Genomic DNA, 25,043 nt, shown 5'->3' with positions numbered 1-25,043 from the left:
GCCGCCCTCGCCGATCGAGCCACCTGCCCCCGGAGTCCGAGATACGATGACCGTCAGCGTCCATCCGCACACGCCGCGCATCGCCGTTCCCTGCGGCTGCGAACTCGGCGAGGAGGCGACATGGGACGCCCGGTCGGGCACCCTCGTCTGGGTGGATGTCGAGAAGCCGACGATCTGGCGCTACGACCCGGCGAGCGGGGCGACGCAGCACCATCCGCAGGACGAGAAGCTCGGCTTCGCGCTCCTCACCGAAGATCCCGAGACGCTGCTCGCCGGATTCGAATCCGGCATCGCCCTGCTGCACCTCGAGAGCGGCCGGAGACGCCCCCTGATCACGCCCGACGCTCCTCGCTCGGGAAACCGGCTCAACAGCGGCTATGTCGGGCCGGACGGCGCCCTGTACTTCGGCACCATGGACGACGCCGAGGCGGAGCCGACCGGCACCTTCCACCGCTGGCATGGCGGGCGCCTCGATGCCTCCGGCGGCCGGGTGGTGGTCTCGAACGGCCCGGTGGTGACGCCCGACGGCCGCCGCATTTACACCGCCGATACCACCGAGGGGCTGATCCGGGTTCATCGCGTCGATGACGATGGGATCGGGCCACCCCGGCCCTTCGCCGTCTTCGAATCGGGCTGGGGCAAGCCCGACGGCCTGACCGTCGACGCGGCGGGGCATCTCTGGGTCTGCCACTACGGCGGATCGCGCATCACCCGCTACGATCCGGACGGCCAGATCGAGCGCGTCCTGCCGGTCCCGACCGCGCTCGTCACCAAGTGCGCCTTCGGCGGACCCGACCTCACGACCCTGTTCATCACCACCGGAACGCGTGGCCGCGACCCCAGGATCGACCCGATGGCCGGCCACCTCTTCGCCGTCGAGACCGAGGTCGCCGGGCTGCCGTCCGGAATCTACCGCGACGCGCGAACACTGTAATGGGTGCGCTGCCACACGGCGTTAACCTTTGGCGCCGGGCATACGTAAATTAAGGGTAAATAATCGTCGGCTTTCGGAACTTATTGCCGTTGTCCACATTATCTGCCAATGACGGGTCTTGAGGCTCCCTTCCGGGAGCCATTCAGGACCTCGGGTCCGGTGACCGCCATGCCAGTGTTCGAAGCCAAGAACCTCGATGCCGATTTCGAAGGCTTTGCCTTCCTGACGGCGATTCTGCATCCGTCCGCGGAGGCGCAGACCCGGGCACTGACCCACGGCCGCAACCGTGCGGCCCGCGGTTCGATGATCGCCGATCCGCTGACGATCGAGCCGCGGTTTCCCGTGCGCAGCGCCGAGACCGAGATTGAGGCACAAGCTTCCTAGGCTCGCACCGCGCCTCTCCGGCCGGTAGCATCGGCTTGCTTCGATCTCACCACGCCTGCGGCGTGATCGTGCCCTGCTTCGTCACCACGACCCAGGTCTTGCCGCGCCGCTCGATGTTTTCGATCCGTCCGACGCCCGGAACGGTGTCGCCGAGGCCGACCTCGACCAGTCGCCGCTTGCGATCCTCCAGCACCGCCACGCCGTCGTAGACCTCGCGCACGGCCCAGCCCTCGGCCGGTGACGGCTTCGGCTTGTCCGGGATCGTGCCGGTCTCGGTGGGCTCCGCTGGCAGGGCCTTGGCCGCCTGCGGCGCCGCGGCGGGAACAGGAGCGGCGGCGCGCTTCTCGATCTGCGTGGTGAGGGCCGCCAATCGTGCGGTCTGGTCCTTCTCGGCCTGTTCGAGGCGGTCGCCGGTGGCGGCGAGCTTCGTGGTGAGGCTCTGCTCGGCCCGGCCGAGCCGCTCGGCGAGGTTCGTGTGGCGGGCCTTGGCTTCCGTGCGGGCGGCCTCCGCATTGTCCTGAAGCTGCGCGAGTCCCTTGACCAGGCGCTCGACCTGGCGCTCGGATTCGGTGCGGCCGATCTCGATCTGGTGGCGGATCTGCGCCAGGGTCTCGCCGCCTTCCGAGCCGCGCGGGGCGGCCAGGCCCATCGCGCCCGCGCCCAGGAGCGCCCCGAGACCGAGGCTCGCGACGGCGATGGCGAGGAGGCGCGGCTCGACGCGGAACCTGCCCGCCCAGGCCGTGGCGGTCTCGGTCGGCGGCGCCGCGGTCTTCTCGGCCGAGGCGCGGGCGCCGAGGATCGCTTGCTTGAGCAGGGTGTCGGGCGAGGGTTCCGCCGACGCCGCGAGGACCTTATCCGTCATGACCAATGCTTCCTGATGGGGCAGGAAGCATTGGTTAAGGCTGTTTCTTTACGAAACCGTTACCCTGTTCTCAGGCCGCGAGCCCCCGCTGGCGCAGGAGCGGGTCGATGCTCGGCAGGCGGCCGCGGAAGGCGGTGTAGGCCTCCCCCGGATCGCGCAGGTTGCCGGCCCCGTACACGTACTTGCGCAGCCGGGCCGCCGTCTCGGGATGGAAGATGTCGCCGGCCTCGCGGAAGGCGTCGAACGCATCGGCGTCGAGGACTTCCGACCAGAGATAGCTGTAGTAGCCGGCGGCATAGCCGTCGCCCGAGAAGATGTGCGCGAAGTGCGGCGTCCGGTGCCGCATCGAGATCTCCGCCGGCATGGCGATGCGCTTCAGGGCGTCCGCCTCGAAGGCGGTCACGTCGAGGCCGTCCTCGCCGCCGCTCGACAGGTGCAGCGTCATGTCGACGATGGCCGACGACGTGTACTCGATGGTGGCGAAGCCCTGGTTGAAGGTCCGGGCCGCGAGCAGCCGCTTCAGCAGATCCTCCGGCATCGGCTCGCCGGTGCGGTGGTGCCGGGCGTGCTTGCGCAGCACCTCCGGCTGTTCGAGCCAGTGCTCGTAGAGCTGCGACGGCAATTCGACGAAGTCGCCCGCGACCGCGGTGCCCGCCAGAAGCGGGTAGGTCACGTCGGACAGGAGGCCGTGCAGGGCATGGCCGAATTCGTGGAACAGGGTGCGGGCATCGTCGAAGGAGAGCAGCGTCGCCTCGCCCTCCGGGGCCTTGGCGAAGTTCATCACGTTGACGATGATCGGCTTGATGTCGCCGTTGAGTCGCTCCTGCGAGCGGAAGGCGCTCATCCAGGCGCCGCTGCGCTTCGTGGCGCGGGCGAAATAGTCGCCGAGGAACAGGCCGACCTCCGAGCCGTCGGCGTTGCGCACGGCCCAGGCGCGCACGTCCGGATGGTAGCGCGGCACGTCGGGCAGTTCCGTGAAGCGCAGGCCGAACAGCCGCTCGGCCGTGTCGAAGGCCGCCGCGATGACGCCGTCGAGGGGCAGGTACGGCTTGATCTCGCTCTCGTCGAGGTCGTGCTCGGCCCGGCGCAGCTTCTCCGCGTAGTGGCGCCAGTCGTGCTTGGCGAGGTCGAAATTGTGGCCCTCGGCCTGGACCAGGGCCTGGAGCCGGTCGCGCTCGGCGGCGGCCTGGTGGTGGGCCGGCGTCCAGACGTTGCGCAGCAGGTCCATCGCCCGGTCGGGCGAACCGGCCATCGTGTCCGAGAGCTTGAAATGCGCGAAGCTGTCGTAGCCGAGGAGGCGCGCGCGCTCGGCCCGCAGGGAGACGATCTCGGCGATGATGCCGCGATTGTCCGTGGCGCCGCCGCCCTCGCCGCGGCGGGTCCAGGCCTCGTAGGCCTTCTCGCGCAGGTCGCGGCGGGTGGAGAAGACCAGGAACGGCTCGATCAGCGAGCGCGACAGGGTGATGACGTGGCCGTGCGCGCTGCCGCGCTCGCGGGCGGCCGAGGCGGCGGCGGCGCGCAGGAAGGGCGGCAGCCCGGCGAGGTCGTCCTCGCTCTCCAGGGGCAGCGCGAAGGCGCTCTCGTCCGCCAGGAGGTTCTGGCTGAAGGTGGTGCCGAGCTCGGCCATACGCGCGGCGATCTCGGCCATCCGGGCCTTGGCCTCCGGCGCGAGGTCGGCGCCCGAGCGGCGGAAGCGGGTCCGGTAGCGGTCGAGCACCCGCCGCTCCTCCGGCCCGAGCCCCTCGGCCTCGGCATCGACGGCGGAGATGCGCGCCCAGAGGGCCGCGTTCAGGTAGATCGCGCTGCCGTGGCGGGCGAGACGGGGCGTGATGGCGCGCTCGACGGCCTGGAGCTCGGGATTGGTGTGGCTGCCGCTCAGGTTGAAGAACACCGAGGCAACGCGGTCGAGGTCGTGCCCGGCCCGCTCCAGGGCCGCGACGGTGTCGTCGAAGCGCGCCGGGCTCGTCTCCGCCGCGATGGCGTCGATCTCGGCCCGATGGCTGGCGAGCGCGGCCTCGAAGGCCGGGAGGTAATGGGCCGGCGCGATCCGCTCGAAGGGCGGCAGCCCGTGGGGCGTCGACCAGGTCCGCTCCGCGAAGGGCCCGATCTGCGCCGGGGCGTTGGCGATCTGCTGGGCGGTCTCCTGGGGAGCGTCGGGCGTGCCAATGGTCATTCGCGGTTCCTTCGAGCGGTTCGTCGCGCGTCGCGCCGCAAGGTAAGCACGTGGGCGCGAAGCGCAAAGCCGTGGGCGCGGTCGGCGGCGTCGCGGGGCGTCATCCGTCACGCTTCCGCCCGTTCGAACCCTGCGGTCGTCTCGGCCGTTACAGGCCGTCCGCCGAGACGGACCAGTTTCGACGGACCAGATCGGGAACGAGATGCCCCTGCGCCACCGCCTCGCCACGCGCCTCGCCGCGGCCGCGATCCTCGCCCTGTCCGGCCCAGGCGCCCTGTCCGGCGCCGCGCTGGCCGAGCCGAGGGGCGTGCCCTCCGACGCCACGGCGATCCCGATGCCGCCGCCGGAGCCGCCCCAGCGCCCGCCCGAACTCGCGACCCCGGCGCCGGTACCGGCCGAGGCCCCGCGCCCGCCCGAGCGCCCGCCCGAACTCTCCGTGCCCACGACCTCGGCGCCCGCGATCCCGGCGTCCACGGATTCCGCCAAGGCCCGCGAGCCCGAGCCGGTCAAGCCGCCGGAAGGCGCCGAGGTGCCGGCCCCGCCGCCGCGGCCGGCCGATCTCTCGGCCCCCGCGCTCGCGCTCACCGTCGCGCCCGTCGACGACAGCGCCTGCCGCCGCCGCCTGGAGCGCCTCGGCGCCCGGTTCGAACCCCTGCCGGCCATCACGAACGGCCAGTGCGGGGCCGCCAAGCCCCTCAGGGTCACGGCGCTCGCCGACGACCTCGCGCTGACGCCACCCGTGACCCTGGTCTGCTCGGCGGCCGAATCGCTCGCCCGCTGGGCGACGGAGGCGCAGGTCGCCGCCGAACGCGACCTCGGCCAGCCGCTGAAGGGGTTGACGATCGGCACCTCCTACGAATGCCGGGGCCAGAACCACGATCCCGACGCCAAGCTGAGCGAGCACAGCTTCGCCAACGGGGTCGACGTGATGGGCTTCACCTTCGCCAGCCGCCCGGCGATCTCCGTCCTGGCCGCGCCCGAGGGGACGCCCGAGGCGACCTTCCTCGCCGCGGTGCGGGGCCGGGCCTGCGACTTCTTCCGCACGGTCCTCGGGCCGGGCTCCGATGCGGCGCATGCCAACCATCTCCACCTCGACGAGCGGCAGCGCAATGCCGGCCACCGCCTGTGTCAGTGAGGGGCGGAACGCTGACCGCCCCAGCGCGCTTACTTCTGCGCCATCAGGCGGATAGCGCGGGAGTTCTTCGGTGATCAGGTATCCTTCGACACGGATCGGCGGGCGGGCCATCGGCGGCCTCGCGGTCCTGATCCTGGTCACGCTGGCGGGCGGAGCGCGCGCCGAGACGAAGGGCAAGGCCGAGGCGCCGGCCCTGACGCGCGAGGCGGTGGAATCCGCCGCGCTGGCACCGGCCGAGGACGCGACGAAGCCCGATGCCAAGGATGGCGAGGCGAAGAAGAGCGACGCGAAGAAGGCGGACAAGGGCGAGGCGGCCCGGCGCAGCGGCGCGAAGCGGCCCGAGCCTGCCCTGATCAAGGCGCAGGTCCTTCTCGACCGGGCGCACTTCTCGCCCGGCGCCATCGACGGGCGCGACGGCGACAACCTCCGCGGCGCCCTGGCGGCCTTCGCCACCGCCAACGGCCTCAAACCCGAGACGGAGATCAAGCCCGACCTCGCCGACAGGCTGCAGGCCACCAGCCGCGATCCGGTGCTGACCGCGTACGCCATCACGGAGGCCGACGTGGCGGGCCCCTTCGTCGAGAAGATGCCGCCGAAGATGGAGGATCAGGCCGACCTCGACGCCCTGGGCTACACCAGCCCGCGCGAGATGCTGGCCGAGCGCTTCCACATGTCCCCCGATCTCCTAGGCGCGCTCAATCCGGACGCCGATTTCGGCAAGGCCGGCACGACGATCCTGGTCGCGGCGGTGAAGCCGCTGGAGACCGGCAAGCCGACGGCGGAGGAGAAGGCCGCCAAGAAGCAGGCCCAGGAAGCGAGCAAGAAGGAGGCAGGCAAGAAGGACACGAGCAAGGACGCCAGGCGCGACGCGGGCAAGGCCGCGGAGGCGAAGGATGCCGGTGCCCAGGCGCCCGATCTCAAGGATCGCGATACCAAGGACGTGACCCGCATCGAGGTCGACAAGGAGAGCCGCAACGTGCGGGCCTTCGACAAGGACGGGACGCTGGTGGCGTTCTACCCCGCCTCGATCGGCAGCGAGGAGAAGCCGGCGCCGTCCGGCGAGGCGAAGGTCGCGGGCGTCGCCTACGCGCCGACCTACACCTACAACCCGAAATACCAGTTCGCCGGGGTCAAGGCGAAGACCAAGTTCACGATCCCGCCGGGGCCGAACAACCCGGTCGGCGTGGTCTGGATCGACCTGTCGATCCCGTCCTACGGCATCCACGGCACGCCGGAGCCGGAGAAGGTCGGCAAGACCGAATCCCACGGCTGCATCCGGCTGACGAACTGGGACGCGCGCGATCTCGCCAACCGCGTCAGCCGCGGCGCGCAGGTGGTGTTCAAGGACGAGTAGACCGCCACCGGCCGACGCCCGCCAGGAGCGCGGCGTCGGCGAGGAAGGCCAGGGCGGCCGTGGCGGCGGTGCCCTGGAGCATCGCGACGGTGTTCTGGTTCTGCAGGCCGGCCACGATGGGCGTGCCCAGGGTCGAGGCACCAGCCAGGGCGCCGACGGCGGCCGTGGCGATGGCCAGCACCAGCGCGGTCCGCAGGGTCTCGACGATGTCGGGCGCGGCGAGGGGCAATTCGATCCGCCACAGGATCTGGAGCCGGTTCAGGCCGATCGCCCGTCCGGCCTCGCGGATATCGGGAGGCACGCCGGCGATCGCGCCCGCCGTCCCGCGCAGCACCGGCATGATGCCGTAGGCGACGAGGGCGAGCAGCGTCGGCGGCCCGCCGAAGCCGAGCACCGGCAAGGCCAGGGCCACGACGACGACCGGCGGGACCGCCTGCGCCGCCGCCGCGAGGCCGTCGATGGCCGGGCGCCACGGCTCGGCGAAGCGCCGCGTCACCAGGATTCCGAGGCCGATGCCCAGGACGGCCACGAGGGCGAGGCCGGTCCCGGCCAGGACGAGGTGCGCGCGCGCCAGCTCGAGGAGACGTCCCACCGCCAGGGGGCGGCGGGCGGGCTCGCCCAGCGCCTCGGTGATCCAGGCGGCGATGGCGGGATGGCTGGCGGCCGCCAGGGCCAGACCCGTCAGGGCGAAACCGAGGGCGGGCGACATCCGGAGACGCTTCCTGTCCCGGGTTCCCATCGTGTGCCGGATCCTCATGCGTGCCACCGCCGCCGCGCGGCCGCCTCGAGCCGGCCGAGTCCCCGTTCGGCCAGGAGCGAGAGCGCCACCACCGGGATCGCCCCGAGGAGCATCAGGTCGGGAGCGAACTGCGCCATGCCGTCGAAGACGATGCGCCCGAGGCCGCCGGCGCCGACCAGGGCGCCGAGGGTGGCGAGGCCGAGGCCCTGCACGGCGGCGACTCGGACGGCGCCGACGAGGATCGGCGCCCCGATCGGCAGGCGGATCCGGGCCAGGATCTGCCTGCGCGAGAGGCCGAGAGCCTCGGCGGCCAGGAGCGTGTCGGCGTCGGGCGCCCGCAGGGCCAGGGCGAGGCCGCGCCAGAGCGGCAGGGCCAGGTAGGCGGCGATGGCGACGACGGCCGGAACGGGACCGAGGGCCGAGAGGCCGAGGTCGCGCAGGGCCGGGACGGCGCGCAGGAGGGCCGCCGTCGCGGCGACCATCGCGCCGAGGAGGGCGACGGCGGGCACGACCTGGAGCCCGCCGAGGACCAGGGCCACCAGCCCCTGCCCGCGCGATGCCGGCGACAATCCGACCGCCAGCAGGCCGGCGAGGACCAGCGCGGCGCCCGCGAGGGCGAGGTGTTCTCCGATCGCCGCGTTCACCGTCCCGCGCCGGGCCGCGTACTCGACGGCGAGCGAGAGGGCGTCGAAGGCGCCCGCGTGGCCCATCGCGGCCACGGCGAGGCTCAGGAGCACGCCTGCGGCGAGGCCGAGGCCGGGGATGCGGGCGCGCCGGACCGCGAGGCCGAGGGCGCCGCCGAGGAGGGCGAGCGCCAGCCAGCATCCCGAACCGAGGCTGGCCCGGGCCGCCGGGGGAAGGCCGACCAGGGAGAGGGCGGCGCCCCTCCCGAGCCCCTGCCCGAGCAGGAGCGTGGCGAGGATCAGCAGCAGGACGGCCGCCGCGGCGCCGGCCCTGCGCCGCGAAGCGGCGGTGAGGCCGATGGCGCCGGCCGCAAGCGACAGCACGACGAGGCCCGTCGTGCCGAGGGCTGCGAGACCCGTCACCGGATGTCCGAGGGCCAGCCGGTTCTCGGCGACGCTCAGGAGGGGCAGGTGCGTCAGGACGAGGACCAGGGCGCCGAGCCACGCCGTCGCCGCGAGGAGCGGGCGAATGTCGGACAGGTGCGCCCTGCCCTGTCGGAGGCTCGCCATCACGGCAGCGATCCGTTCGTGGACAGGAAGTCCTCCGCCACCGCCTCGGCGACCGCGCCGTCCACGGTGATCCGGGCATTCAGTCGCCGCAAGGTCTCCGCATCGAGGCGCGTGAAGACCCGCGCGAGGGCCGGGGCGATCTCCGGGTGGCGGGCGAGGTCGGCCTGCCGAATCACGGGGGCGACCTCGTAGACGATCTGGGCACCGAGGGGATCACTCATCACGACGAGGTCGAGGGCCGCGAGCGCCCCGTCCGTCCCGTAGACCATGCCGGCATTCACGCCGCTGATGCCCTGCGCGGCGGCCCGCGCGGTCACCGAGGTGTCGCCCCCGGGCAGGCTGATGATGCGGTCGAGAGGCAAGGCGAAACCGTAGGCCGCCTCGAAGGCCGGCAGGGCCGCCGGACTCTCCACGAACTCGGTGGAGGCCGCGAGCGTGATCGCGCCGCGGCGGACCGCACCGGCGAAGTCGGCCATCGTCGCGAGACGCTCGCGCCGGGCGAGCGCCCCGTTGACGGCGATGAGCCAGGTGTTGTCGGCGGGGGCCCGCGTCAGCCAGGCGAGGCCGCGCTCGGCATCGCTCCGCCGGATCGTCTCGTAGGCACCCTGCGGCGACTTCCAGACCGGGTCGGTCTCGGTGCCGGTGAAGAACGCGCCGTTGCCGGTGTATTCGGGATAGATCGAGATCTCGCCCGACAGCAGGCTGCTGCGGACGATCAGGGTCGGCCCGAGCCCGAGCTTGCGCCGGACCGGCAGTCCGAGGCGTTCCAGGACGCGGGCGATCATCGCACCCGTGAGGACCCCTTCGGTGTCGCTCTTCGAGGCCACGACGAGGGGCGCGTCGGCCGCGACCGGACCGGCGGCGGTGGCGCCGGAGAGGCCGAGCCAGAGCAGCGCCCGGCGCCGCGTCGGGTCTCGCACAGGCGCCCGTCCGATTAACATAGGTTGTTGGCGTCCGAGGGGGCGCTGCCTACCGATGGGTGTCGGCGACGCGCAAATGTATCAGACCGTAACATTGCATGCTCTCCGACGGCCTCTGGCGACCGTCAGGTGCTTGACACGCCCCGCGGAACGGGCGACGGCTCGATCTGTGCCGGGCCGGTCAGCGGGCCTTGCGGTCTCGCCCGGACCCTGGATCGTTCGCGAGACGCGGGGCCGTTTGCACACGGTGGGAGCGAACATCCGAAGACCTTCCGCGGAAGGATTTTCGGAATTCCGAACGGATCGAAGGGAAGAAGCCCCGGCGTGAGTGCTCAAGTGGACGAAGACCTTCTCAACGGGGCTCGCGTGCTTGTCGTCGAGGACGAGGCTGCGATCTCGATGCTGCTCGAGGACATGCTGCTCGATTTCGGCTGCACCGTGGTCGGACCCGCCGCGCGTCTGTCGACCGCCCTCGAGATGGCGCAGAACGAGAGTTTCGAGGTCGCCATCCTCGACGTCAACGTCGCCGGCGAGCCGATCTATCCGGTGGCCGAGGCCATCGTGAAGCGCAACCTCCCGATCGTGTTCTCGACGGGCTATGGCGGCGCCGGCATCCGTGAGCCGTTCCGGGAGCGCCCGGTCGTCCAGAAGCCGTTCAGCCAGGCCGATCTGAAGCGGACGCTGATCGCCGCGGTGGCCGCCGCGCGCGCCTGACCTCACCGGATCGGAAAGGCGTCGGCCACGTGCCGGGGCCAGGCCCGCGGCGAGACGAACACCGCATCCGCCCGGAACGTCGCGGCGTCGGTCGACGGATGCCGGCTGATCCAGGCCCTGGCGGCGCGCGAGAAGCGCGCGACCTTGCGGGCGTCGATGGCGCCCTGCGCCGCCTCCAGCGTCCCCCGCGCCTTCACCTCGACGAAAGCGATCGTCGCCCCACGGCGGACGATCAGGTCGATCTCGCCGCCCGCCGCGCGAAAGCGCGACCCGAGCGGGCGATAGCCCTTCAGCATCAGGGCGAGGAGCGCCAAGGTCTCGGCCGTGCGGCCGCGCAGTTCGGTGCTGCGCCGGCGCTCGGCGGCGCCGCCCTCAGCCCTCATCGTCGCGCCGGGCCAGGGCCAGGGCACGGGCATAGACGGTTCGGCGGGGCTGGCCGGTCTCCTCCGCCACCAGGGTCGCGGCGTCCTTGATCGAGTGCCGGGCGAGCGCCGCCGTGAGGGCCGCGTCGATGCCGGCATCGGTCCGCGCCTCGTCCGGAACTTCGTCCTGCGTTCCGATGATCACGACCACCTCGCCCTTGGGCGCGCCCTCCTCCGCGTAGAGGGCGGCGAGATCCGCGAGGCTGCCGCGCCGGATCGTCTCGTAGAGCTTGGTCAGCTCGCGGGCGACGGCGGCCGGGCGGGTCGCCCCGAGGACCTCGACGGCGTCGACCAGCATCTCGGGCAGGCGATGGGGGGATTCGAACAGCACGAGGGTGCCGGGGATGCCCCCCAGCGCCTCCAGGCGGTTGCGCCGGGCACCCGATTTTGTCGGCAGGAAGCCCTCGAAGAAGAAGCGGTCGGTGGGAAGGCCCGCGGCGACGATGGCGGTCATCACCGCCGAGGGGCCGGGGATGGGCGTGACGGCGAGGCCCGCCTCGATCGCCGCCTGGACCAGCTTGAAGCCCGGATCGGAGACGAGGGGCGTGCCCGCGTCGGAGACCAGGGCCAGGGCCTCGCCGGCCTGCATCCGGGCGACCATCCGCTCGCGCACCGCCGCGTTGGAATGCTCGTGATAGGCCACCAGCGGCGTGGTGATCCCGTAATGCATCAAGAGCGTACGGGTGACGCGGGTGTCCTCGGCCAGGACCGCGTCGGCGGCGGCGAGCGTCGCCAGCGCGCGAAACGAGACGTCCTTCAGGTTTCCGATCGGGGTGGCCACCACGTGCAGGCCGGGCTCGATCGCTTCGGCCTCCGCGGCGAGGCCGAAGGCCGTGAAGGTGGCGGGCGGGCGGGCGCCGGAGCCCGTGGCGGCCGGGTCGCGGCGCCGCCGGGGACGAGGATCGATCTTCTGGGTCATGGCCGGACCTTGCCACGATCGGCCCCCGCTGCGGAATGCACGGGAGGGCGTCGGCTCACATTTACTTTTCGCCCCTAGACTGCAAGCGTGGGTCGTCAGCCGGCGACAGGGGGGCCACCGATGACGCGCGCGAACAGGCTGAAATCGGGGCTGGTCGGAATCTCGACCCTGCTCCTGCTCGCAGCCTGCGTCGGCGGTCCCGATGGCGGCGGCCGCTTCTCGAACCGTGCGCCGCCGCCCCAGCCGGACGCCGTGGCCGCGGATGCGCCGGTTCCCGCCGCGGGCGGACGGATCGGCACCGGATCGGTGAAGGTCGCCCTGGTGGTGCCGCTGACCGGGCCGGGCTCGGCGGTGGGCCTCGCGATGCGCAACGCGGCCGAACTCGCCATCGAGGATTTCCAGAAGCCCGACCTGCAGATCCTGGTGAAGGACGATCGCGGCGCGCCGGACGGCGCGCGCGAGGCCGCGCAGGCGGCGGTGGCGGACGGGGCCGAACTCGTTCTCGGCCCGCTCTTCGCGGCCAACGTGCAGGCGGCGGCCGGCGTGGCGCGCGCGGCGGGCAAGCCCCTCATCGCCTTCTCGACCGACGCCGGGGTGGCCGCGCGCGGCACCTACCTCCTGAGCTTCCTGCCCCAGGCCGAGGTCGACCGGGTGGTCGACGAATCCGTTGCCGCCGGCCGCAAGTCCTTCGCGGCCATGATCCCGGATTCGAGCTACGGCAACGCCGTCGAAGCCCAGTTCCGCGAAGCGGTGGCCCGCAAGGGCGCGCGGCTCGTGGCGATCGAGCGCTATCCCGCCGGCAACCCGGCCGCGGCCGTCGGGCGCCTCGGCGGGCTGATCACCGGGCCGGCGGCCCAGGCCGACGCGCTCTTCATCCCCGACACGCCGGACGGTCTCGCCACCGTCGCCCTCGCCCTGACCAAGGCCGGGTTCGTCCCCGGCCGCGTCCGGCCGATCGGCACCGCCGTCTGGAACGATCCCCGCGTGTTCGCGCTGCCCGCCCTCCAGGGCGGCTGGTTCGCGGCGCCGGACGCAGGCGGCTTCAACGGCTTCTCGCAGCGCTACCAAGCGCGCTTCGGCGCTGTGCCGCCGCGGGTCGCCACCCTGGCCTATGACGCGGTCTCGCTGACGGCGGCGCTGTCGCGCCAGTTCGGCTCGCAGCGCTTCGCCGACAGCACGCTGACCAACCCCTCGGGCTTCTCCGGCGTGGACGGGACCTTCCGGTTCCGGCCGGACGGCCCGAGCGACCGGGCGCTGGCGGTCTACGAGATCCGCTCCGGCGCGCCCGCCATCGTCAGTCCGGCTCCCCGCACGCTCGGCCCCTCGGGGACCTGATCAGGCGGCGAGCGCCGCCACCACGGCGTTGAGCACCGGCGCGCCGGCCGGCGTCGCGGCGATGCGGCCGTCGGATCGGCGCGCGATCAGCCCCTCGGCGACGAGGTCGTCGATCCGGGTTGAATCCAGGGCGCGTCCCTTGAGGGCGGCGTAGCGCCCCGGGTCGATGCCCTCGCGCAGGCGCAGGCCCATCATCAGGAACTCGTCGCCCTGGTCGGAGGCCGCCAGCGCCTCGGTCTCGACGATGCCGTGGCCCTGGGCCTCCACCCGGGCGAGCCAGGCTTCCGGCGCCCGCTCGGTGACGGTGCCGATCCGGCCCGTCTCCCCGAGGAGGCGCCCATGGGCGCCGGGGCCGATGCCCGCATACTCGCCGTAGCGCCAGTACAGCAGGTTGTGGCGGGATTCCGCGCCCGGCCGGGCATGGTTGGAGATCTCGTAGGCCGGCAGACCGGCCCGGTCGCAGACCTCCTGTGTGACGTCGTAGAGGGCGCGCGCGGAATCGTCGTCGGGCGGCACCAGCTTGCCGGCGGCGGCGAGGCCGAAGAACGGCGTGCCCGGCTCGATGGTGAGCTGGTAGAGCGACAGGTGCTCCGCCGCCCGGGCGATGGCGTCCTCGAGCTCGGCCCGCCAGGCGGCCGGGCTCTGGTCCGGGCGCGCGTAGATCAGGTCGAAGGAGTAGCGCTCGAAATGCGCCGCCGCGACCCGCACCGCCGCCATGGCTTCCGCCGCGCTGTGCAGGCGCCCGAGCCGCTTCAGCGAGACGTCGTCCATGGCCTGGACGCCGAGGGAGACGCGGTTGACGCCGGCGGCCCGGTAGCCGCGGAATCGCTCCGCCTCGACGCTGGTCGGGTTGGCCTCCAGAGTGATCTCGACGCCGGGCGCCACGGCCCAGGCACCCCCGATGGCGTCGAGCAGCCCCGCGACGGTGGCGGGCTGCATCAGCGAGGGCGTACCGCCTCCGAGGAAGACGCTGGACACGGTGCGGCCGGGCGTGCGGGCGGCCACGTGGGCGATCTCGGTCCGGAAGGCCTTGAGGAAGCGCCTCTCGTCCACGGGCGCGTGGCGCACGTGGCTGTTGAAGTCGCAATAGGGGCACTTCGAGGCGCAGAAGGGCCAGTGCACGTAGACCCCGAAGCCCGCGTCGCGGGTCGGGTGGTCCGGGCCTGTCGGTTCGGTCATGCGGCGCACGTCATGGGGCGGATGTGCGCGCGGGGCCGCCGTTTGGCAATCCCGGCGCCGGTCTCAGGGACGCCGCAGGCAGGTCTGGGCCAGGAGCACGAAGGCGCGGGCGCGGTGCGAGAGGGCGTTGCCGGTCTGCCAGTCGACCCCGTGCTTCTCCTCCGAGGAGATCTCGCCGAAGGTGCGGTCGTGGCCGTCGGGCAGGAACATCGGGTCGTAGCCGAAGCCGCCCGCGCCGCGCGGCGGCACCAGCTCGCCGAAGACCCGGCCCTCGAAGGTCTCGGTGTGCCCGTCCGGCCAGGCGATGACCAGGGCGGAGACGAAATGCGCGCGCCGGGTGGTGGCGCCGCGCTTGTCGAGCTCCGAGGCGATGCGCGCCATGGCGCCCGAAAAATCCTTGGAGGGACCGGCCCAGCGCGCCGAGAACAGCCCCGGCGCCCCATCGAGGGCATTGACGCAGAGGCCGGAATCGTCGGCGAAGGCCGGCAGGCCGGAGGCCGTGGCCGCGGCGAGCGCCTTGATGGCGGCGTTCTCGGCGAACATCGTGCCGGTCTCGTCGGGCTCGGCCAGCCCGAGCTCGCCCGCCGAGACCGCGTCGACGCCGAACGGCGCCAGCAGCTCGCGCATCTCCACGAGCTTGCCGGCATTGTGGGTCGCGATGACGACGCGGCCGGTGAGGATGCGGTGCCCGCTCATACGGAGGCTCCCGGCGCCACGGCCTGCTTCTGGAGGGCGACGAGGGACTGGATGCCGCCCTTGGCGAGCCGCATCAGCTCGAACAGCTCCTCCTCCGAGAACGGCTTGCCCTCGGCGGTGCCCTGCACCTCGACGAGGCCGCCGGTGCCCGTGATGACGAAGTTGGCATCCGTCTCGGCCCCGGAATCCTCGGCGTAGTCGAGGTCGAGGACGGGCTTGCCCTTGTAGATGCCGCAGGAGATCGCCGCCACGTGGTCGCGCAGGGGGTCGACCGAGATCATCGAGCGGCCGCGCATCCAGGCGAAGCAGTCGTGCAGGGCGACCCAGGCCCCGGTGATCGCGGCGGTGCGGGTGCCGCCATCGGCCTGGATCACGTCGCAATCGACCGTGATCTGGCGCTCGCCCATGGCCGGAAGGTTGGTGACGGCGCGCAGGGATCGGCCGATCAGGCGCTGGATCTCCTGGGTCCGGCCGGACGGCTTGCCGGAATTCACCTCGCGCCGGGTGCGCTCGTGGGTGGCCCGGGGCAGCATGGCATATTCGGCCGTGACCCAGCCCTTGCCCGAGCCGCGCAGCCAGCCGGGGCCACGCTCCTCCAGGGTGGCCGTGCAGAGCACCTTGGTGTCGCCGAAGCTGACGAGGCACGACCCCTCGGCGTGGCGGGAGACGGCGCGCTCCAGGGTGACGTTGCGCAGTTCGTCGGTCGCGCGCTTCGAGGGCCGCATGCCGCTCTCCTTCCGGATGTGATGGAGAGCGGCTTTACGGTTCGGGGGGACGTCCGGCAAGAGTCGCCCCCATCCGGCAGGAGTCGCCCCTGTCCCGGAAGGGCGCCCCGACACGCCAGGCGCGCTGCCTGGCGAGCGAGGCCGCGCTTCGGATCAGTAGCGGTAGCGGCGATGACCGTAATGGTGGCCGTGGCGCCGGCCGTAATGGTGGCCGAAGTGGCGGTGGTGACGATGGCCGAAGTGGCGGCCATGGTGGTGATGGTGGCGGAAGCCGCGGCCGTGGTGGCGCCAGTGGCCGCCATATTGCACGTCGGTGATCGTGGCGGCGGGGCCGGCGACCTCGGACGAGACGATGGCGGGGGCGGCCTGGGCGCCCTGTGGTGCCCCGAAGAGCATCGCACCGACCATCGCCAGGACGATGGCAAGGGACTTGATCAGACCGGATCGGGCGGTGGGTCTCATGGGATGGTCACTCCTCTGTGCGATACGCGCAAGCTGGACATCGGCAGGGTCCCGTCGTCGTCGGCCCGGCCTCGCGGCCCGCCTTCGACGATGGGCTTGAGCAACGCACGAACCCCCCGGAACGCCTCACACGGCCAAGCTGTTTCTTCGCCGCCGCGTGATCTCCCCCGGGGGGGCGACCGCGGGAAGCATTGTGTAAAGCACTGGAGATCGTCACACTCTCCCCCTCAGGAATGGATCGTGACAGAGCCCGCCCGCCCCTTCTCGACATCGCAGCAGATGCAGGTGCTCAGTGCGCTGAACGAGCGCTCGCGCGAGATCTTCCGGCAGATCGTCGAGAGCTACCTCACGACCGGTGAGCCCGTCGGCTCGCGCAACCTCGCCCGCATCCTGCCGATGGCGCTGTCGCCGGCCTCGATCCGCAACGTGATGGCGGACCTCGAGCATTCCGGGCTCATCTTCGCGCCGCACGCCTCCGCCGGCCGCCTGCCCACGGAGCAGGGCCTGCGCTTCTTCGTCGACGCCATGCTCGAACTCGGCGATGTCGGCCGCGAGGAGCAGGAGCGGATCGAGGCGCAGATGCGCGCGGCCGCCTCGGGCCACACCTTCGATTCCGCCCTCGCCGAGGCCTCGATGCTGCTCTCGGGCATCTCGCGCGGCGCCGGCGTGGTCCTGACCACCAAGACCAACGTCCATCTCAAGCACATCGAGTTCGTGCGCCTGGATCCGACGCGCGCCCTGGTCGTGCTCGTCTCCGACGACGGCTCGGTGGAGAACCGCCTCCTCGACCTGCCGCCGGGCCTGCCGGCCAGCGCGCTCCAGGAGGCCTCGAACTACCTGAACGCCCGCCTGCAGGGCCGGACCCTCGGAACGTTGCGGGCGGAGATCGAATCGGGCCGGCAGGCGATGAAGCGCGAGCTCGACGTCATCACCGAGCGCCTGGTCGATGCCGGCCTCGCGGTGAGCGTCGGCCCCTCGGATGCCCGTCAGCTCATCGTGCGCGGACAGGCCAACCTCCTCGACGACCTGCGCGCGGCTGAGGATCTCGAGCGCATCCGCCTGCTGTTCAACGACCTCGAGACCCAGAAGGACGTGATCGAGCTCCTGTCCCGGGCCGAGGGCGGCGAGGGCGTGCGGATCTTCATCGGTTCGGAGAACAAGCTGTTCTCGCTCTCCGGCTCGTCGATGATCGCGGCGCCCTTCCGCGACGGTTCGCAGAAGATCGTCGGTGTGGTGGGCGTCATCGGGCCGACGCGCCTGAACTACGCGCGCATCGTGCCGATGGTCGACTACACCGCCCGGGTGGTCTCCGGGCTCCTCGACCGCAAGCGTTGAGCGGACACGCGAAGGGGCGAAGCCGAAGCCCCGCCCCTCCCCGAATCCTGATCGCTCGGATCAGCCGCGGATCACGTCGACGATCTCGTAGGTATCGGGATCGACGATGACGATGTCGTCGTCCACCAGCACGTAGCGGTAATCCTCGTATTCCGGCGCGATCCGGACGATGTCCGGCGGCAGGTTGTAGAGGGTGTAGCTGCGGGCGATGGCCGTGCCGACGGTGAGCGCGAAGGCGCCGGCCGCGAGGCGCGGAACGCCGCGGCGGAACACGCTCTGGCGGAATTCCGTCCGCTGCGGCGCACCCAGGCGGCCATAGGCACCCCGGACCGCACCGCGATCGCCGCGGTCGCCACGACCGCCTCGGCCCTCGCGATCCGCCCGGCCGTCACGGCCCCCGCGGTCATCCCGGTCCCCGCGAACGCCCTTGCCATCCCGATCGGCCTTGCCATCCCGGTCCGCCCTGCCGTCGCGATCCGACCGGCCGTCACGATCGGCCTTGCCGTCACGATCACCCCGCGCCCCGGCTCCGCCGTCCTCGCGGCCACCGCGTTCGCCGGCCGCCGGACCCGAACGGCCGTCCTGGCGACCTGCGCCGCCCTCGGCGCCACGGGCACCGGCTCCGCCGGCCTCGCCGCGCTGTGCGCCACCGGCCGCACCGGCACCGCCGGCCTCACCTCCGCGCATCCCGGCCCCGCCTGCGCCGCCACCCGCACCGCCGCGCATCCCGCCGCCGCCGGCTCCACCGCCTGCGCCGCCACCGGCTCCGCCGCCTGCCCCGGCGCCGCCGCCGGCACCCATTCCGGCTCCGCCAGCGCCACCGCCAGCGCCACCGCCCGCCCCGCCGCCGGCACCGCCGCCGGCACCGCCGGGTCCGCCCTGCGCGAATGCGCTCGCCGCACCAATCACCAGGGCCGCCGCCGTCACCGTGCTCCGAAAGAGCTTGCTCATGGGATCGATTCCACTCTCATTGCCGCCAGACGCCGCTCGACGTCGATGCCCCCCGCAACGGACATCTTCGACAAACCGTTCCCGGTTTTCTTGCGCTGATCTTCAGGCTCCAGATTTCCGACCTGTCGGATCAGTCCAGCCGAGCTCAAGCTTGGGTCTTCCACAGCCTGATTTCATGATGAGCTTGTCTGTCTCCTGCAACCTGCTGATCGCCCTTGTGAAAATCGGCTCAGGCGGTAACGTCCCGCCAAAGCGAGCCGCGGAACGGCGTTGCGCAGAGCACAGGGACGGAACGGATGACAGGTGGGGCCGGCACCATCACAACGAAGGCGGAAGACGCCGCCGACAACCGACGCCGGATCAAGGCGATCGTCGCCTCTTCGTCGGGCAACCTCGTCGAGTGGTTCGACTTCTACTGCTACGCGTTCTTCGCGCTCTACTTCGCGCCGGTGTTCTTCCCGGCCGGCGACAGCACCAGTCAGCTCCTGCAATCTGCCGCGGTGTTCGCGGTGGGCTTCTTTATGCGCCCGATCGGCGGCTGGCTGTTCGGCCGCATCGCCGACCGCCTCGGCCGCAAGACGTCGATGCTGATCTCGGTGCTGATGATGTGCGCCGGATCGCTGATGATCGCGGTGCTGCCGACCTACGCCACGGTCGGGCAGCTCGCGCCGGCCCTGCTGCTGCTCGCCCGGATGATCCAGGGCCTGTCGGTGGGCGGCGAGTACGGCACCAGCGCCACCTACATGAGCGAGATCGCCGTGAAGGGCCGGCGCGGTTTCTTCGCCTCGTTCCAGTACGTCACCCTGATCGGCGGCCAGCTCCTCGCCTCGCTGGTGCTGATCATCCTCCAGAGCTTCCTCACCGCCCAGGAACTGACCGCCTGGGGCTGGCGCATCCCGTTCGTGATCGGCGCCATCGCGGCGGTGGTCGCCCTCTACCTGCGCTCGTCCCTCGACGAGACGGCCACCAAGGAGGACATGGCCAAGAAGGATTCCGGCACCTTCTCGGCCCTGTTCAAGCACTGGCGCGCATTCTGCGTGGTGCTGGCCTACACCGCCGGCGGCTCGCTGAGCTTCTACACCTTCACCACCTACATGCCGAAATATCTCTTCAACACGGCGCATATCGACAAGGTCACGGCCTCGCAGATCTCCACGGCCGCGTTGTTCGTCTACATGATCATCCAGCCGTTCTTCGGCTGGCTCTCCGACCGGATCGGCCGCAAGGCCAACATGCTGCTCTACAGCGGCCTCGGCACCCTCATGGTGGTGCCGTTGATGACGGCGATCGGGTCCACCCAGAACGCGGTCCTGTCCTTCGCCCTGATCATGATCGGGCTGATCGTGATCAGCTTCTACACCGGCATCAGCGGCATCGTGAAAGCCGAGCTGTTCCCGACGCAGGTGCGGGCGCTCGGCGTCGGCCTCTCCTACGCCATCGCCAACTCACTGTTCGGCGGCACCGCCGAGATGGTCGCGCTCTACCTGAAGCAGGTCGGCTCCGAGAGCACGTTCTTCTGGTACGTGACGGTCATGCTCGGCATCGCCTTCATCGGCTCGCTGATCATGCCGAACCCGAAGCGGCACGGCTACCTCGACGGCGACGGTACGGTCGAGGAGGCCCTGATGCGCAAGACCCGGCTCTCGGCCGCCTGAGACGACGATCTTTCCGAACTCCGGGAGCACGCGGTGCCGGCGCACCGCGTGCTTTTTTCATGCCCGGTTTCCGGGCGCCGGCGGCCGCCCGTTCGCGCGAGGGCGGCCGCCCGATCCCGGCCCCTGTCAAGCCGGATCGCATGAACCGAACCTGACGATTCTTTAAGGTGACTTCGAAAAGGAGCGGGATCACAGTCGAGATCAGAAGAGAGCTTCGGCGCGGACAGGTCAAGGTGGCCCGAGATGCTTGGCGCCGCTCGTCTTCGGAGGTATTGCCATGACAAAGACCAGAACAGTCGCCGCTTTCCTCGCCGCCACCTCCCTCCTCGGCGGAGTCGCCCTCGCCAACGACGCCGTGAAGGCCCCGGCCGCTCCGCCGGTCGGCGCCGCGCAGCAGGCGGCCGACACGGACGTGGGCAAGCTGTCGAAGGACGGCGCCCAGGCCTTCCACGACCTGCATCTCGCCCGGATCGCCATCTTCGACGCCGATCCGACCCTGGCCAAGGACCTGATCGGAAAGGCCCAGGCCGCCTTGGCCAAGGCCAAGACCGACGAGGCGGTCTACACCAAGGCCGAGGCGGACCTGCGCGGCCCGGCCAAGCCGACCGCTCCGGCCCAGCCGACCGACACGGCCAAGAAGGCCGACACGACCAAGAAGGCCGACACGACCAAGCCGGCGGATCCGGCCAAGGCGTCCACCCCGCCCACCGCCTGGCTCCCGGTCGACGGGCAGCTGACCCTCGGCGAGGATTTCGTGGCGACGCCGACGAAGGCCGCCGCGGTGGCGAGCGCCAACAAGAGCCTGGAGAAGGGTGACCGCAAGGCGGCCATGGATGGGCTGAAGCTCGCCGGCGTCGACGTGAACTTCGTCCTCGCCGTCGTGCCCCTGAACCAGACCACGACCGAGGTCGACCAGGCCGCCAAGCTGATCGGCCAGGGCCAGTACTACGAGGGCAACGCCCTCCTGAAGAAGGTGGAGGACGGCGTCCGCTTCGACGTGGTCGACGTGCTCGGCACCCCGCAGAAGACCGCGACCCCGGCCGCCGCGACGGCCTCGACCGCGCCGCAGAAGTGATGCTCCGACCCGCCGGCCGCCTCGCGAGGGCGACCGGCCCATCTCGATCGAGAAGGCACTCTTCCCATGGGCATCGGGATCCGTTTCGGGCTTCTGGTCTCCGCCATCGTCACCGGCTTCGGTCTCGTGCTGGCCACGGGGCTCGTCCTGCATCCGGTGGACGGGCAATTGCCGAGCGACTGGGGCTGGAGCCTCGTCATGATGGGCGGGGCGAGCCTGCTCGCCTGCGGCTATGTCGGCTGGCGCCGCGTCACCGGCCGGACGACCTGAGCGCCCTCAACCGGTCTCGCCCAGCACCGCCCGGCGCTGCCGGTCCAGCTCCTCGCTGTAGCGCTTCAGGGTGTGGCTCTCGGTGAGGAGGCCGATGACCTTGCGGGTCTTGAGGTCCTCCACCACCGCCAGGGCCTCGCTCTCGGTGCGGTCGAAGATCGCCGTGGCGACCTTGGCGTTCATGTCGGCGGTGAGGACGTCGTCCGCGTGCCGCAGCAGCCCGGCGAGATCGGGCGAGCCGTCCGCCGCCTCCCGCAGGGCCGCGTGGGCCTCCGGCACCAGGATGATGCCGGCATAGCGCCCGTCGCCGTCCACCATCACCACCCGCGAGGGCGAGCCGAGCGGGTGCTTGCGCAGGAAGGTCGCGAGGGTCTGATCGAGGCTGGCCGTCGGCACCTCGCGGCGCATCAGCTTCCCGACGGTGAGGCTCCGAATCCAGCCGACGTCGTGGGCGCTGCGGATGCTCTCGCCGCGCAGGTGGAAGCGCCAGGTGGCGAAGGAGTAGCCGAAGGTCTTGCGCACCGTCAGGGACGAGGCGATCACCGCCACGAGCACGAGGCCGGTGATCGGGAAGCTCCCGGTGAGTTCGAGGGCGAGGAACGTCATGGTCAGCGGCCCGCCGATCACCGCCACCGCCAGGGCGCTCATCCCGATCACCGCGTAGGCGAGCGGGGTCAGCCCGAAGGCCGCGAGGCCGGGCAGGATCAGCGGCATCCCGGCGGCGAAGATCTCGCCGGCGATTGCCCCCAGGAACAGCGAGGCGAAGAACAGGCCGCCGCGAAAGCCCGACCCGATCGAGATCGCCGAGGCGGTCGCCTTGGCGACGAACAGCAGGATCAGGGCGGACAGGCTCGTGGGGGTGCCGTGGGCGTCGAGGTGCAGGTGCAGCGCCCCGTGTCCGCCCGAGAGCACCTGCGGCGAGGCGAGGAGCGCCAGGCCGCCGACGCAGAACCCGCCGAGGATCGGGACGCACAGGGTCGGCAGGCGGGTGGCGCGGAAGGCCGCCTCCACCAGGGTCACGCCGCGCATGATCAGGATGCCGAGGCCGGCGCAGACGAGGCCGAGGACGAGGCTCGGCACGGTGTCGAGGGTGGTGAGCGCCGTCGTGGCGATGGCGTCGGCGCGCTCGACGGCGACGAGGGCGGTCTGCGCCACCAGGGCGCGGGCGACGACGCTGCCGCAGAGGGCGGCGACCACGACCGGGGTCAGGGTGGCGATCGAGTAGGTGCCGATGATGAGCTCGAAGGCGTAGAAGGCGCCCGTCAGGGGCGCGCCGAAGGCCGCCGCGATGGCGGCCGCCGCCCCGCAGCCGACCAGGGTGCGCTGGTCGGTCCGGCGCAGCTCGAACGACAGGCCGAGGCGGGAGGCGAGGCCGGCGCAGAACTGGGTGTAGGCCGCCTCCATCCCCACGGAGACGCCGCTGCCGTTAGAGATGGTGTTCTGGATCACCACCACGGTGGAATCGCGGATCGACATCCGGCCGCCATGCAGGGCGTTCGCCTCGATCGGGTCGACGACGGCGCGGCGGGGGCGGCCGCGCCAGCGCAGGGCGAGGGTGAACAGCGCCAGCAGCACGCCCCCGAAGGCCGGCGCCAGCAGCATCACCAGGGGCGGAAGGTCGGTGGCCGCGCTGAGGCGCAGGCCGGGCGGCAGGCCGTAGAGCAACTCGCGCATGCTCTGGGTCGCGAGGTTCATGGCCGCCACCGCGACGCCGCCGCAGCACCCGATCAGGGCGGCCAGCACGATCAAGCCGATCTCGCTGCCGCGCACCAGGGCACGAAGCTGCCCGGGCGCCTGCACGAGGACCTGTTGGGCGAGCGGCGGGCGGGAGGAGACGGGTGGCGGTGGCATCGACCGGTGTCGGGGGCGGGCGCCGGGAGGAGAGCGCGCGGGAGACGGACCCGCGCCCTGCTTAGCCTGCCGGCCCGCTCTGCGTCGACAGCTCTGCCCTCCGGCGGGTCTACCTTTGGCAGGTCTATCTTGGGCGCGCCCGCCCCGCCGCAACCGGCGGGGGACGGCCGATACTTTTGGCGGCGATCGGCCGAAGGCGGCTTGAAATGCGGCGCGGCTCGGGATAGATCGCCCGCAGTGCCGCTGTAGCTCAGTTGGTTAGAGCGCTTGATTGTGGATCAAGAGGTCCCCCGTTCGAGCCGGGGCAGTGGTACCATTCCCATCCGATGATGGTTCTGCGGCGGTCGTGCTCGGGCATGGCCGCGTTCGGCGTTTCCCCTCGGCCCGCGCCCGGGCCGCGATGTGCGAAAACGCTCTGGACACCGTGCCAAACTTGCCACGGGATTGCCCCAAACTGGGCCGTGTTGTCGCCACATCTGTCAAGCTAATCTCAATCCGTCGCCAGGGAACGGGGTTGGGTCGCGCAGATGCAGGGTCGGAATGTCGGATCGTCACGGACCGTCTTCGCCAAGGGCTCGCTCGCGCCGCGCTCCGGTTTCGGCACCGGTTCGCCGGCCTCGGATGCCCTGACCCTCGGGGGCCGCGTCGGCCGCGACCATGGCAGCCGCCCCGCGCTCACCCGCTCCGTCCTGTCCATGCTGCTGCTGGCCGGCGGCCTCGGCGCCGTGCTGTCCTACGGGGTCGGCCCGGACACCGGTGTGGTGCAGTCGGCCCACGCGATGACCGAGATCACCATGCCGCGCCCGCGCATCCAGCCGGTGCCGGTGATCCTGCAGGCCTCCGCCCAGGCGATCGCCCCCGCGTCGCGCGCCGTCATCACGGCTTCCTCGGCCTTCGCCCCGGTGCACGACCTCGACACCGAACTCGGCTCCAACGCCGTCGACCGCGTCTCCTATGACTACCTCCTGACCGAGAGCTCGGTGGGCGACCCGAACGAGGTGCTCGAATTCGGGCCGATGAAGATCCGGCGCCACTTGGTGCAGAAGATCGTCCGCGCCGCCCAGGCGGTGCAGACCGACCCCGTCCTGCTGATGGCGGTGGCCGACAAGGAATCCAGCTTCAAGACCGAGGTCCAGGCCCAGACCTCCTCGGCCACCGGCCTGTTCCAGTTCATCGAGCGGACCTGGTTCGGCGTCGTGCGCGACTTCGGGCCGAAATACGGCCTCGCCGCGGATGCGGCCCTGGTGGTCGCCGGCGACAACGGGCGTCCCACCGTCCTCGACGCCGCCGAGCGCACCCGCATCCTCGAGATGCGCCGCGACCCCTACCTCTCCGCCCTGCTGGCCGGCGAGATGCTGAAGCGCGACGCTGCCCGCATCGCCCTGCGCATCGGCCGCGAACTCACCCTCGGCGAGGTCTACCTCGCCCACTTCCTCGGCCCGGACGATGCCGAGGACTTCCTCGCCAGCGTGGTCGACAAGCCGAAGGCGGCCGCCGCCTCGATGCTGCCCGGCCCGGCCCGCGCCAACAAGACCATCTTCTTCGCCGCCCAGCGCGGGCGCCGGAAGGCGGTCAGCCTGTCGGTGGCGCAGGTGCACGAGAAGTTCGAGGCGATGATGAGCACCCGCGGCGAACGCTACCGCGACGTGCGCTCGGTGGCCGGCATCCTCGCCTACGCCGACGCGACGGTGGACTGAGACGGCGGCGTCCGTCCGAGCGAAGCCGCAGGCCGTCGCCGCGACCGCATCGCGCGGAAATCG

24 protein-coding genes and 1 tRNA gene are annotated in these 25,043 nt (G+C 71.7%); 12 read left to right on the top strand and 13 right to left on the bottom strand.

Going from position 1 to position 25,043, the window contains the following annotated elements; all coding sequences use genetic code 11:
* The first annotated feature begins 46 nt into the window (after positions 1-46).
* Both ASF49_RS12885 and ASF49_RS12880 read left to right on the top strand, forming a co-directional pair.
* Positions 47-934: an SMP-30/gluconolactonase/LRE family protein gene (locus tag ASF49_RS12885; protein WP_056473352.1), complete on the top strand. Its 888-nt coding sequence runs from the start codon at positions 47-49 to the stop codon at positions 932-934.
* A gap of 168 nt (positions 935-1,102) precedes the next feature.
* A complete protein-coding gene (locus ASF49_RS12880) occupies positions 1,103-1,318 on the top strand; it encodes a hypothetical protein (RefSeq protein WP_056474321.1) in 216 nt (71 codons plus the stop codon).
* Positions 1,319-1,364: 46 nt separating this feature from the next.
* Here the strand turns inward: ASF49_RS12880 and ASF49_RS12875 are convergent, their stop codons facing one another.
* Complete coding sequence (locus ASF49_RS12875) at positions 1,365-2,180, bottom strand: hypothetical protein (protein WP_056473348.1); 816 nt, start codon at positions 2,178-2,180, stop codon at positions 1,365-1,367.
* 70 nt (positions 2,181-2,250) lie between these two features.
* Positions 2,251-4,353, bottom strand: coding sequence for a M3 family metallopeptidase (locus ASF49_RS12870; RefSeq protein WP_056473345.1), 2,103 nt, complete (start codon positions 4,351-4,353; stop codon positions 2,251-2,253).
* 202 nt (positions 4,354-4,555) lie between these two features.
* On the opposite strand from ASF49_RS12870, the gene ASF49_RS12865 reads away from it, so the two are divergent.
* Positions 4,556-5,488: an extensin-like domain-containing protein gene (locus ASF49_RS12865; protein WP_082511235.1), complete on the top strand. Its 933-nt coding sequence runs from the start codon at positions 4,556-4,558 to the stop codon at positions 5,486-5,488.
* Positions 5,489-5,558: 70 nt separating this feature from the next.
* A complete protein-coding gene (locus ASF49_RS24505; protein ID WP_243214465.1) occupies positions 5,559-6,842 on the top strand; it encodes a L,D-transpeptidase family protein in 1,284 nt (427 codons plus the stop codon).
* Here ASF49_RS24505 and ASF49_RS12855 read toward each other — a convergent pair.
* The 3 genes from ASF49_RS12855 to ASF49_RS12845 are packed head-to-tail and all read right to left on the bottom strand — an operon-like array spanning position 6,829 to position 9,694.
* A complete protein-coding gene (locus ASF49_RS12855; RefSeq protein WP_082511233.1) occupies positions 6,829-7,551 on the bottom strand; it encodes an ABC transporter permease in 723 nt (240 codons plus the stop codon). The two genes, ASF49_RS24505 and ASF49_RS12855, sit on opposite strands and share 14 nt — an antisense overlap.
* A gap of 44 nt (positions 7,552-7,595) precedes the next feature.
* Positions 7,596-8,774 carry an ABC transporter permease subunit gene (locus tag ASF49_RS12850; protein ID WP_056473341.1) on the bottom strand — a complete coding sequence of 393 codons (1,179 nt, stop codon included), beginning with the start codon at positions 8,772-8,774 and terminating at the stop codon, positions 7,596-7,598.
* Positions 8,774-9,694, bottom strand: a complete 921-nt coding sequence (locus tag ASF49_RS12845) for a glycine betaine ABC transporter substrate-binding protein (protein ID WP_431739888.1) — start codon at positions 9,692-9,694, stop codon at positions 8,774-8,776. The genes ASF49_RS12850 and ASF49_RS12845 overlap by 1 nt, the downstream gene beginning before the upstream one ends.
* A gap of 324 nt (positions 9,695-10,018) precedes the next feature.
* Between ASF49_RS12845 and ASF49_RS12840 the strand changes: the two genes are divergently transcribed.
* The gene (locus ASF49_RS12840) at positions 10,019-10,408 is read left to right on the top strand and encodes a response regulator (RefSeq protein WP_055951890.1); all 390 of its coding nucleotides are present in this window, start codon (positions 10,019-10,021) and stop codon (positions 10,406-10,408) included.
* Positions 10,409-10,410: 2 nt separating this feature from the next.
* Here ASF49_RS12840 and ASF49_RS12835 read toward each other — a convergent pair whose 3' ends face one another.
* Both ASF49_RS12835 and rsmI read right to left on the bottom strand, forming a co-directional pair.
* Positions 10,411-10,791 carry a YraN family protein gene (locus ASF49_RS12835; RefSeq protein ID WP_243214468.1) on the bottom strand — a complete coding sequence of 127 codons (381 nt, stop codon included), beginning with the start codon at positions 10,789-10,791 and terminating at the stop codon, positions 10,411-10,413.
* Complete coding sequence (gene rsmI, locus ASF49_RS12830; protein WP_056473338.1) at positions 10,781-11,749, bottom strand: 16S rRNA (cytidine(1402)-2'-O)-methyltransferase; 969 nt, start codon at positions 11,747-11,749, stop codon at positions 10,781-10,783. Before rsmI ends, ASF49_RS12835 begins: the two co-directional genes overlap by 11 nt.
* A 120-nt stretch (positions 11,750-11,869) precedes the next feature.
* On the opposite strand from rsmI, the gene ASF49_RS12825 reads away from it, so the two are divergent.
* Complete coding sequence (locus tag ASF49_RS12825) at positions 11,870-13,084, top strand: penicillin-binding protein activator (RefSeq protein ID WP_056473336.1); 1,215 nt, start codon at positions 11,870-11,872, stop codon at positions 13,082-13,084.
* Here the strand turns inward: ASF49_RS12825 and hemW are convergent, their stop codons facing one another.
* From hemW to ASF49_RS12805, 4 genes are all read right to left on the bottom strand, one after another.
* The gene (gene hemW / locus ASF49_RS12820; protein ID WP_056473332.1) at positions 13,085-14,263 is read right to left on the bottom strand and encodes a radical SAM family heme chaperone HemW; all 1,179 of its coding nucleotides are present in this window, start codon (positions 14,261-14,263) and stop codon (positions 13,085-13,087) included.
* A gap of 63 nt (positions 14,264-14,326) precedes the next feature.
* On the bottom strand, positions 14,327-14,959 hold the full coding sequence (rdgB, locus tag ASF49_RS12815; protein ID WP_056473330.1) for an RdgB/HAM1 family non-canonical purine NTP pyrophosphatase: 633 nt from the start codon (positions 14,957-14,959) through the stop codon (positions 14,327-14,329).
* On the bottom strand, positions 14,956-15,684 hold the full coding sequence (rph, locus tag ASF49_RS12810) for a ribonuclease PH (RefSeq protein WP_056473328.1): 729 nt from the start codon (positions 15,682-15,684) through the stop codon (positions 14,956-14,958). Before rph ends, rdgB begins: the two co-directional genes overlap by 4 nt.
* A gap of 153 nt (positions 15,685-15,837) precedes the next feature.
* Positions 15,838-16,146, bottom strand: coding sequence for a hypothetical protein (locus ASF49_RS12805; protein ID WP_056473327.1), 309 nt, complete (start codon positions 16,144-16,146; stop codon positions 15,838-15,840).
* Between the two features lie 279 nt (positions 16,147-16,425).
* On the opposite strand from ASF49_RS12805, the gene hrcA reads away from it, so the two are divergent.
* Positions 16,426-17,481 carry a heat-inducible transcriptional repressor HrcA gene (hrcA, locus tag ASF49_RS12800; RefSeq protein WP_200930057.1) on the top strand — a complete coding sequence of 352 codons (1,056 nt, stop codon included), beginning with the start codon at positions 16,426-16,428 and terminating at the stop codon, positions 17,479-17,481.
* Positions 17,482-17,541: 60 nt separating this feature from the next.
* Here the strand turns inward: hrcA and ASF49_RS12795 are convergent, their stop codons facing one another.
* A complete protein-coding gene (locus ASF49_RS12795) occupies positions 17,542-18,432 on the bottom strand; it encodes a DUF1236 domain-containing protein (RefSeq protein WP_056473325.1) in 891 nt (296 codons plus the stop codon).
* 296 nt (positions 18,433-18,728) lie between these two features.
* Here ASF49_RS12795 and ASF49_RS12790 point away from each other — a divergent pair, with 296 nt between their 5' ends.
* The 3 genes from ASF49_RS12790 (at position 18,729) to ASF49_RS12780 (ending at position 21,432) form a co-directional block, all read left to right on the top strand.
* Positions 18,729-20,087, top strand: a complete 1,359-nt coding sequence (locus ASF49_RS12790; protein WP_056473323.1) for an MFS family transporter — start codon at positions 18,729-18,731, stop codon at positions 20,085-20,087.
* 277 nt (positions 20,088-20,364) lie between these two features.
* On the top strand, positions 20,365-21,162 hold the full coding sequence (locus ASF49_RS12785) for a YfdX family protein (protein ID WP_056473322.1): 798 nt from the start codon (positions 20,365-20,367) through the stop codon (positions 21,160-21,162).
* Positions 21,163-21,228: 66 nt separating this feature from the next.
* On the top strand, positions 21,229-21,432 hold the full coding sequence (locus ASF49_RS12780) for a hypothetical protein (protein WP_056473321.1): 204 nt from the start codon (positions 21,229-21,231) through the stop codon (positions 21,430-21,432).
* Positions 21,433-21,438: 6 nt separating this feature from the next.
* On the opposite strand, the gene ASF49_RS12775 is transcribed toward ASF49_RS12780, so the two are convergent.
* Positions 21,439-23,283 (bottom strand): chloride channel protein, encoded by a 1,845-nt coding sequence (locus ASF49_RS12775; RefSeq protein ID WP_056473314.1) that lies wholly within the window; start codon positions 23,281-23,283, stop codon positions 21,439-21,441.
* Positions 23,284-23,522: 239 nt separating this feature from the next.
* On the opposite strand from ASF49_RS12775, the gene ASF49_RS12770 reads away from it, so the two are divergent.
* Together ASF49_RS12770 and ASF49_RS12765 are read left to right on the top strand one after the other, a co-directional pair.
* Positions 23,523-23,599, top strand: a tRNA-His gene (locus ASF49_RS12770).
* A 211-nt stretch (positions 23,600-23,810) separates the two neighbouring features.
* Positions 23,811-24,980, top strand: coding sequence for a transglycosylase SLT domain-containing protein (locus tag ASF49_RS12765; RefSeq protein WP_056473313.1), 1,170 nt, complete (start codon positions 23,811-23,813; stop codon positions 24,978-24,980).
* Positions 24,981-25,043 lie beyond the last annotated feature (63 nt).

The sequence above is a fragment of the Methylobacterium sp. Leaf104 genome (assembly GCF_001422885.1).
Taxonomy (GTDB): Bacteria; Pseudomonadota; Alphaproteobacteria; order Rhizobiales; family Beijerinckiaceae; genus Methylobacterium.
The sequence above is the reverse complement of the archived record's forward strand: the minus strand, read 5'-3'. Positions and strand labels throughout refer to the sequence as shown.

Excerpts from the sequence above, each read along its gene's own strand:
- ASF49_RS12795 (WP_056473325.1), bottom strand. The coding sequence starts at position 18,432 with ATGAGCAAGCTCTTTCGGAGCACGGTGACGGCGGCGGCCCTGGTGATT.
- rph (WP_056473328.1), bottom strand. The coding sequence starts at position 15,684 with ATGCGGCCCTCGAAGCGCGCGACCGACGAACTGCGCAACGTCACCCTG.
- ASF49_RS12805 (WP_056473327.1), bottom strand. The coding sequence starts at position 16,146 with ATGAGACCCACCGCCCGATCCGGTCTGATCAAGTCCCTTGCCATCGTC.
- ASF49_RS12855 (WP_082511233.1), bottom strand. The coding sequence starts at position 7,551 with ATGTCGCCCGCCCTCGGTTTCGCCCTGACGGGTCTGGCCCTGGCGGCC.
- ASF49_RS12865 (WP_082511235.1), top strand. The coding sequence starts at position 4,556 with ATGCCCCTGCGCCACCGCCTCGCCACGCGCCTCGCCGCGGCCGCGATC.
- hrcA (WP_200930057.1), top strand. The coding sequence starts at position 16,426 with ATGCAGGTGCTCAGTGCGCTGAACGAGCGCTCGCGCGAGATCTTCCGG.
- ASF49_RS12870 (WP_056473345.1), bottom strand. The coding sequence starts at position 4,353 with ATGACCATTGGCACGCCCGACGCTCCCCAGGAGACCGCCCAGCAGATC.
- ASF49_RS12875 (WP_056473348.1), bottom strand. The coding sequence starts at position 2,180 with ATGACGGATAAGGTCCTCGCGGCGTCGGCGGAACCCTCGCCCGACACC.
- hemW (WP_056473332.1), bottom strand. The coding sequence starts at position 14,263 with ATGACCGAACCGACAGGCCCGGACCACCCGACCCGCGACGCGGGCTTC.
- rsmI (WP_056473338.1), bottom strand. The coding sequence starts at position 11,749 with ATGACCCAGAAGATCGATCCTCGTCCCCGGCGGCGCCGCGACCCGGCC.
- ASF49_RS12825 (WP_056473336.1), top strand. The coding sequence starts at position 11,870 with ATGACGCGCGCGAACAGGCTGAAATCGGGGCTGGTCGGAATCTCGACC.
- ASF49_RS12775 (WP_056473314.1), bottom strand. The coding sequence starts at position 23,283 with ATGCCACCGCCACCCGTCTCCTCCCGCCCGCCGCTCGCCCAACAGGTC.
- rdgB (WP_056473330.1), bottom strand. The coding sequence starts at position 14,959 with ATGAGCGGGCACCGCATCCTCACCGGCCGCGTCGTCATCGCGACCCAC.
- ASF49_RS12765 (WP_056473313.1), top strand. The coding sequence starts at position 23,811 with ATGCAGGGTCGGAATGTCGGATCGTCACGGACCGTCTTCGCCAAGGGC.
- ASF49_RS12780 (WP_056473321.1), top strand. The coding sequence starts at position 21,229 with ATGGGCATCGGGATCCGTTTCGGGCTTCTGGTCTCCGCCATCGTCACC.
- ASF49_RS12850 (WP_056473341.1), bottom strand. The coding sequence starts at position 8,774 with ATGGCGAGCCTCCGACAGGGCAGGGCGCACCTGTCCGACATTCGCCCG.
- ASF49_RS12785 (WP_056473322.1), top strand. The coding sequence starts at position 20,365 with ATGACAAAGACCAGAACAGTCGCCGCTTTCCTCGCCGCCACCTCCCTC.
- ASF49_RS12790 (WP_056473323.1), top strand. The coding sequence starts at position 18,729 with ATGACAGGTGGGGCCGGCACCATCACAACGAAGGCGGAAGACGCCGCC.
- ASF49_RS12880 (WP_056474321.1), top strand. The coding sequence starts at position 1,103 with ATGCCAGTGTTCGAAGCCAAGAACCTCGATGCCGATTTCGAAGGCTTT.
- ASF49_RS12835 (WP_243214468.1), bottom strand. The coding sequence starts at position 10,791 with ATGAGGGCTGAGGGCGGCGCCGCCGAGCGCCGGCGCAGCACCGAACTG.
- ASF49_RS12885 (WP_056473352.1), top strand. The coding sequence starts at position 47 with ATGACCGTCAGCGTCCATCCGCACACGCCGCGCATCGCCGTTCCCTGC.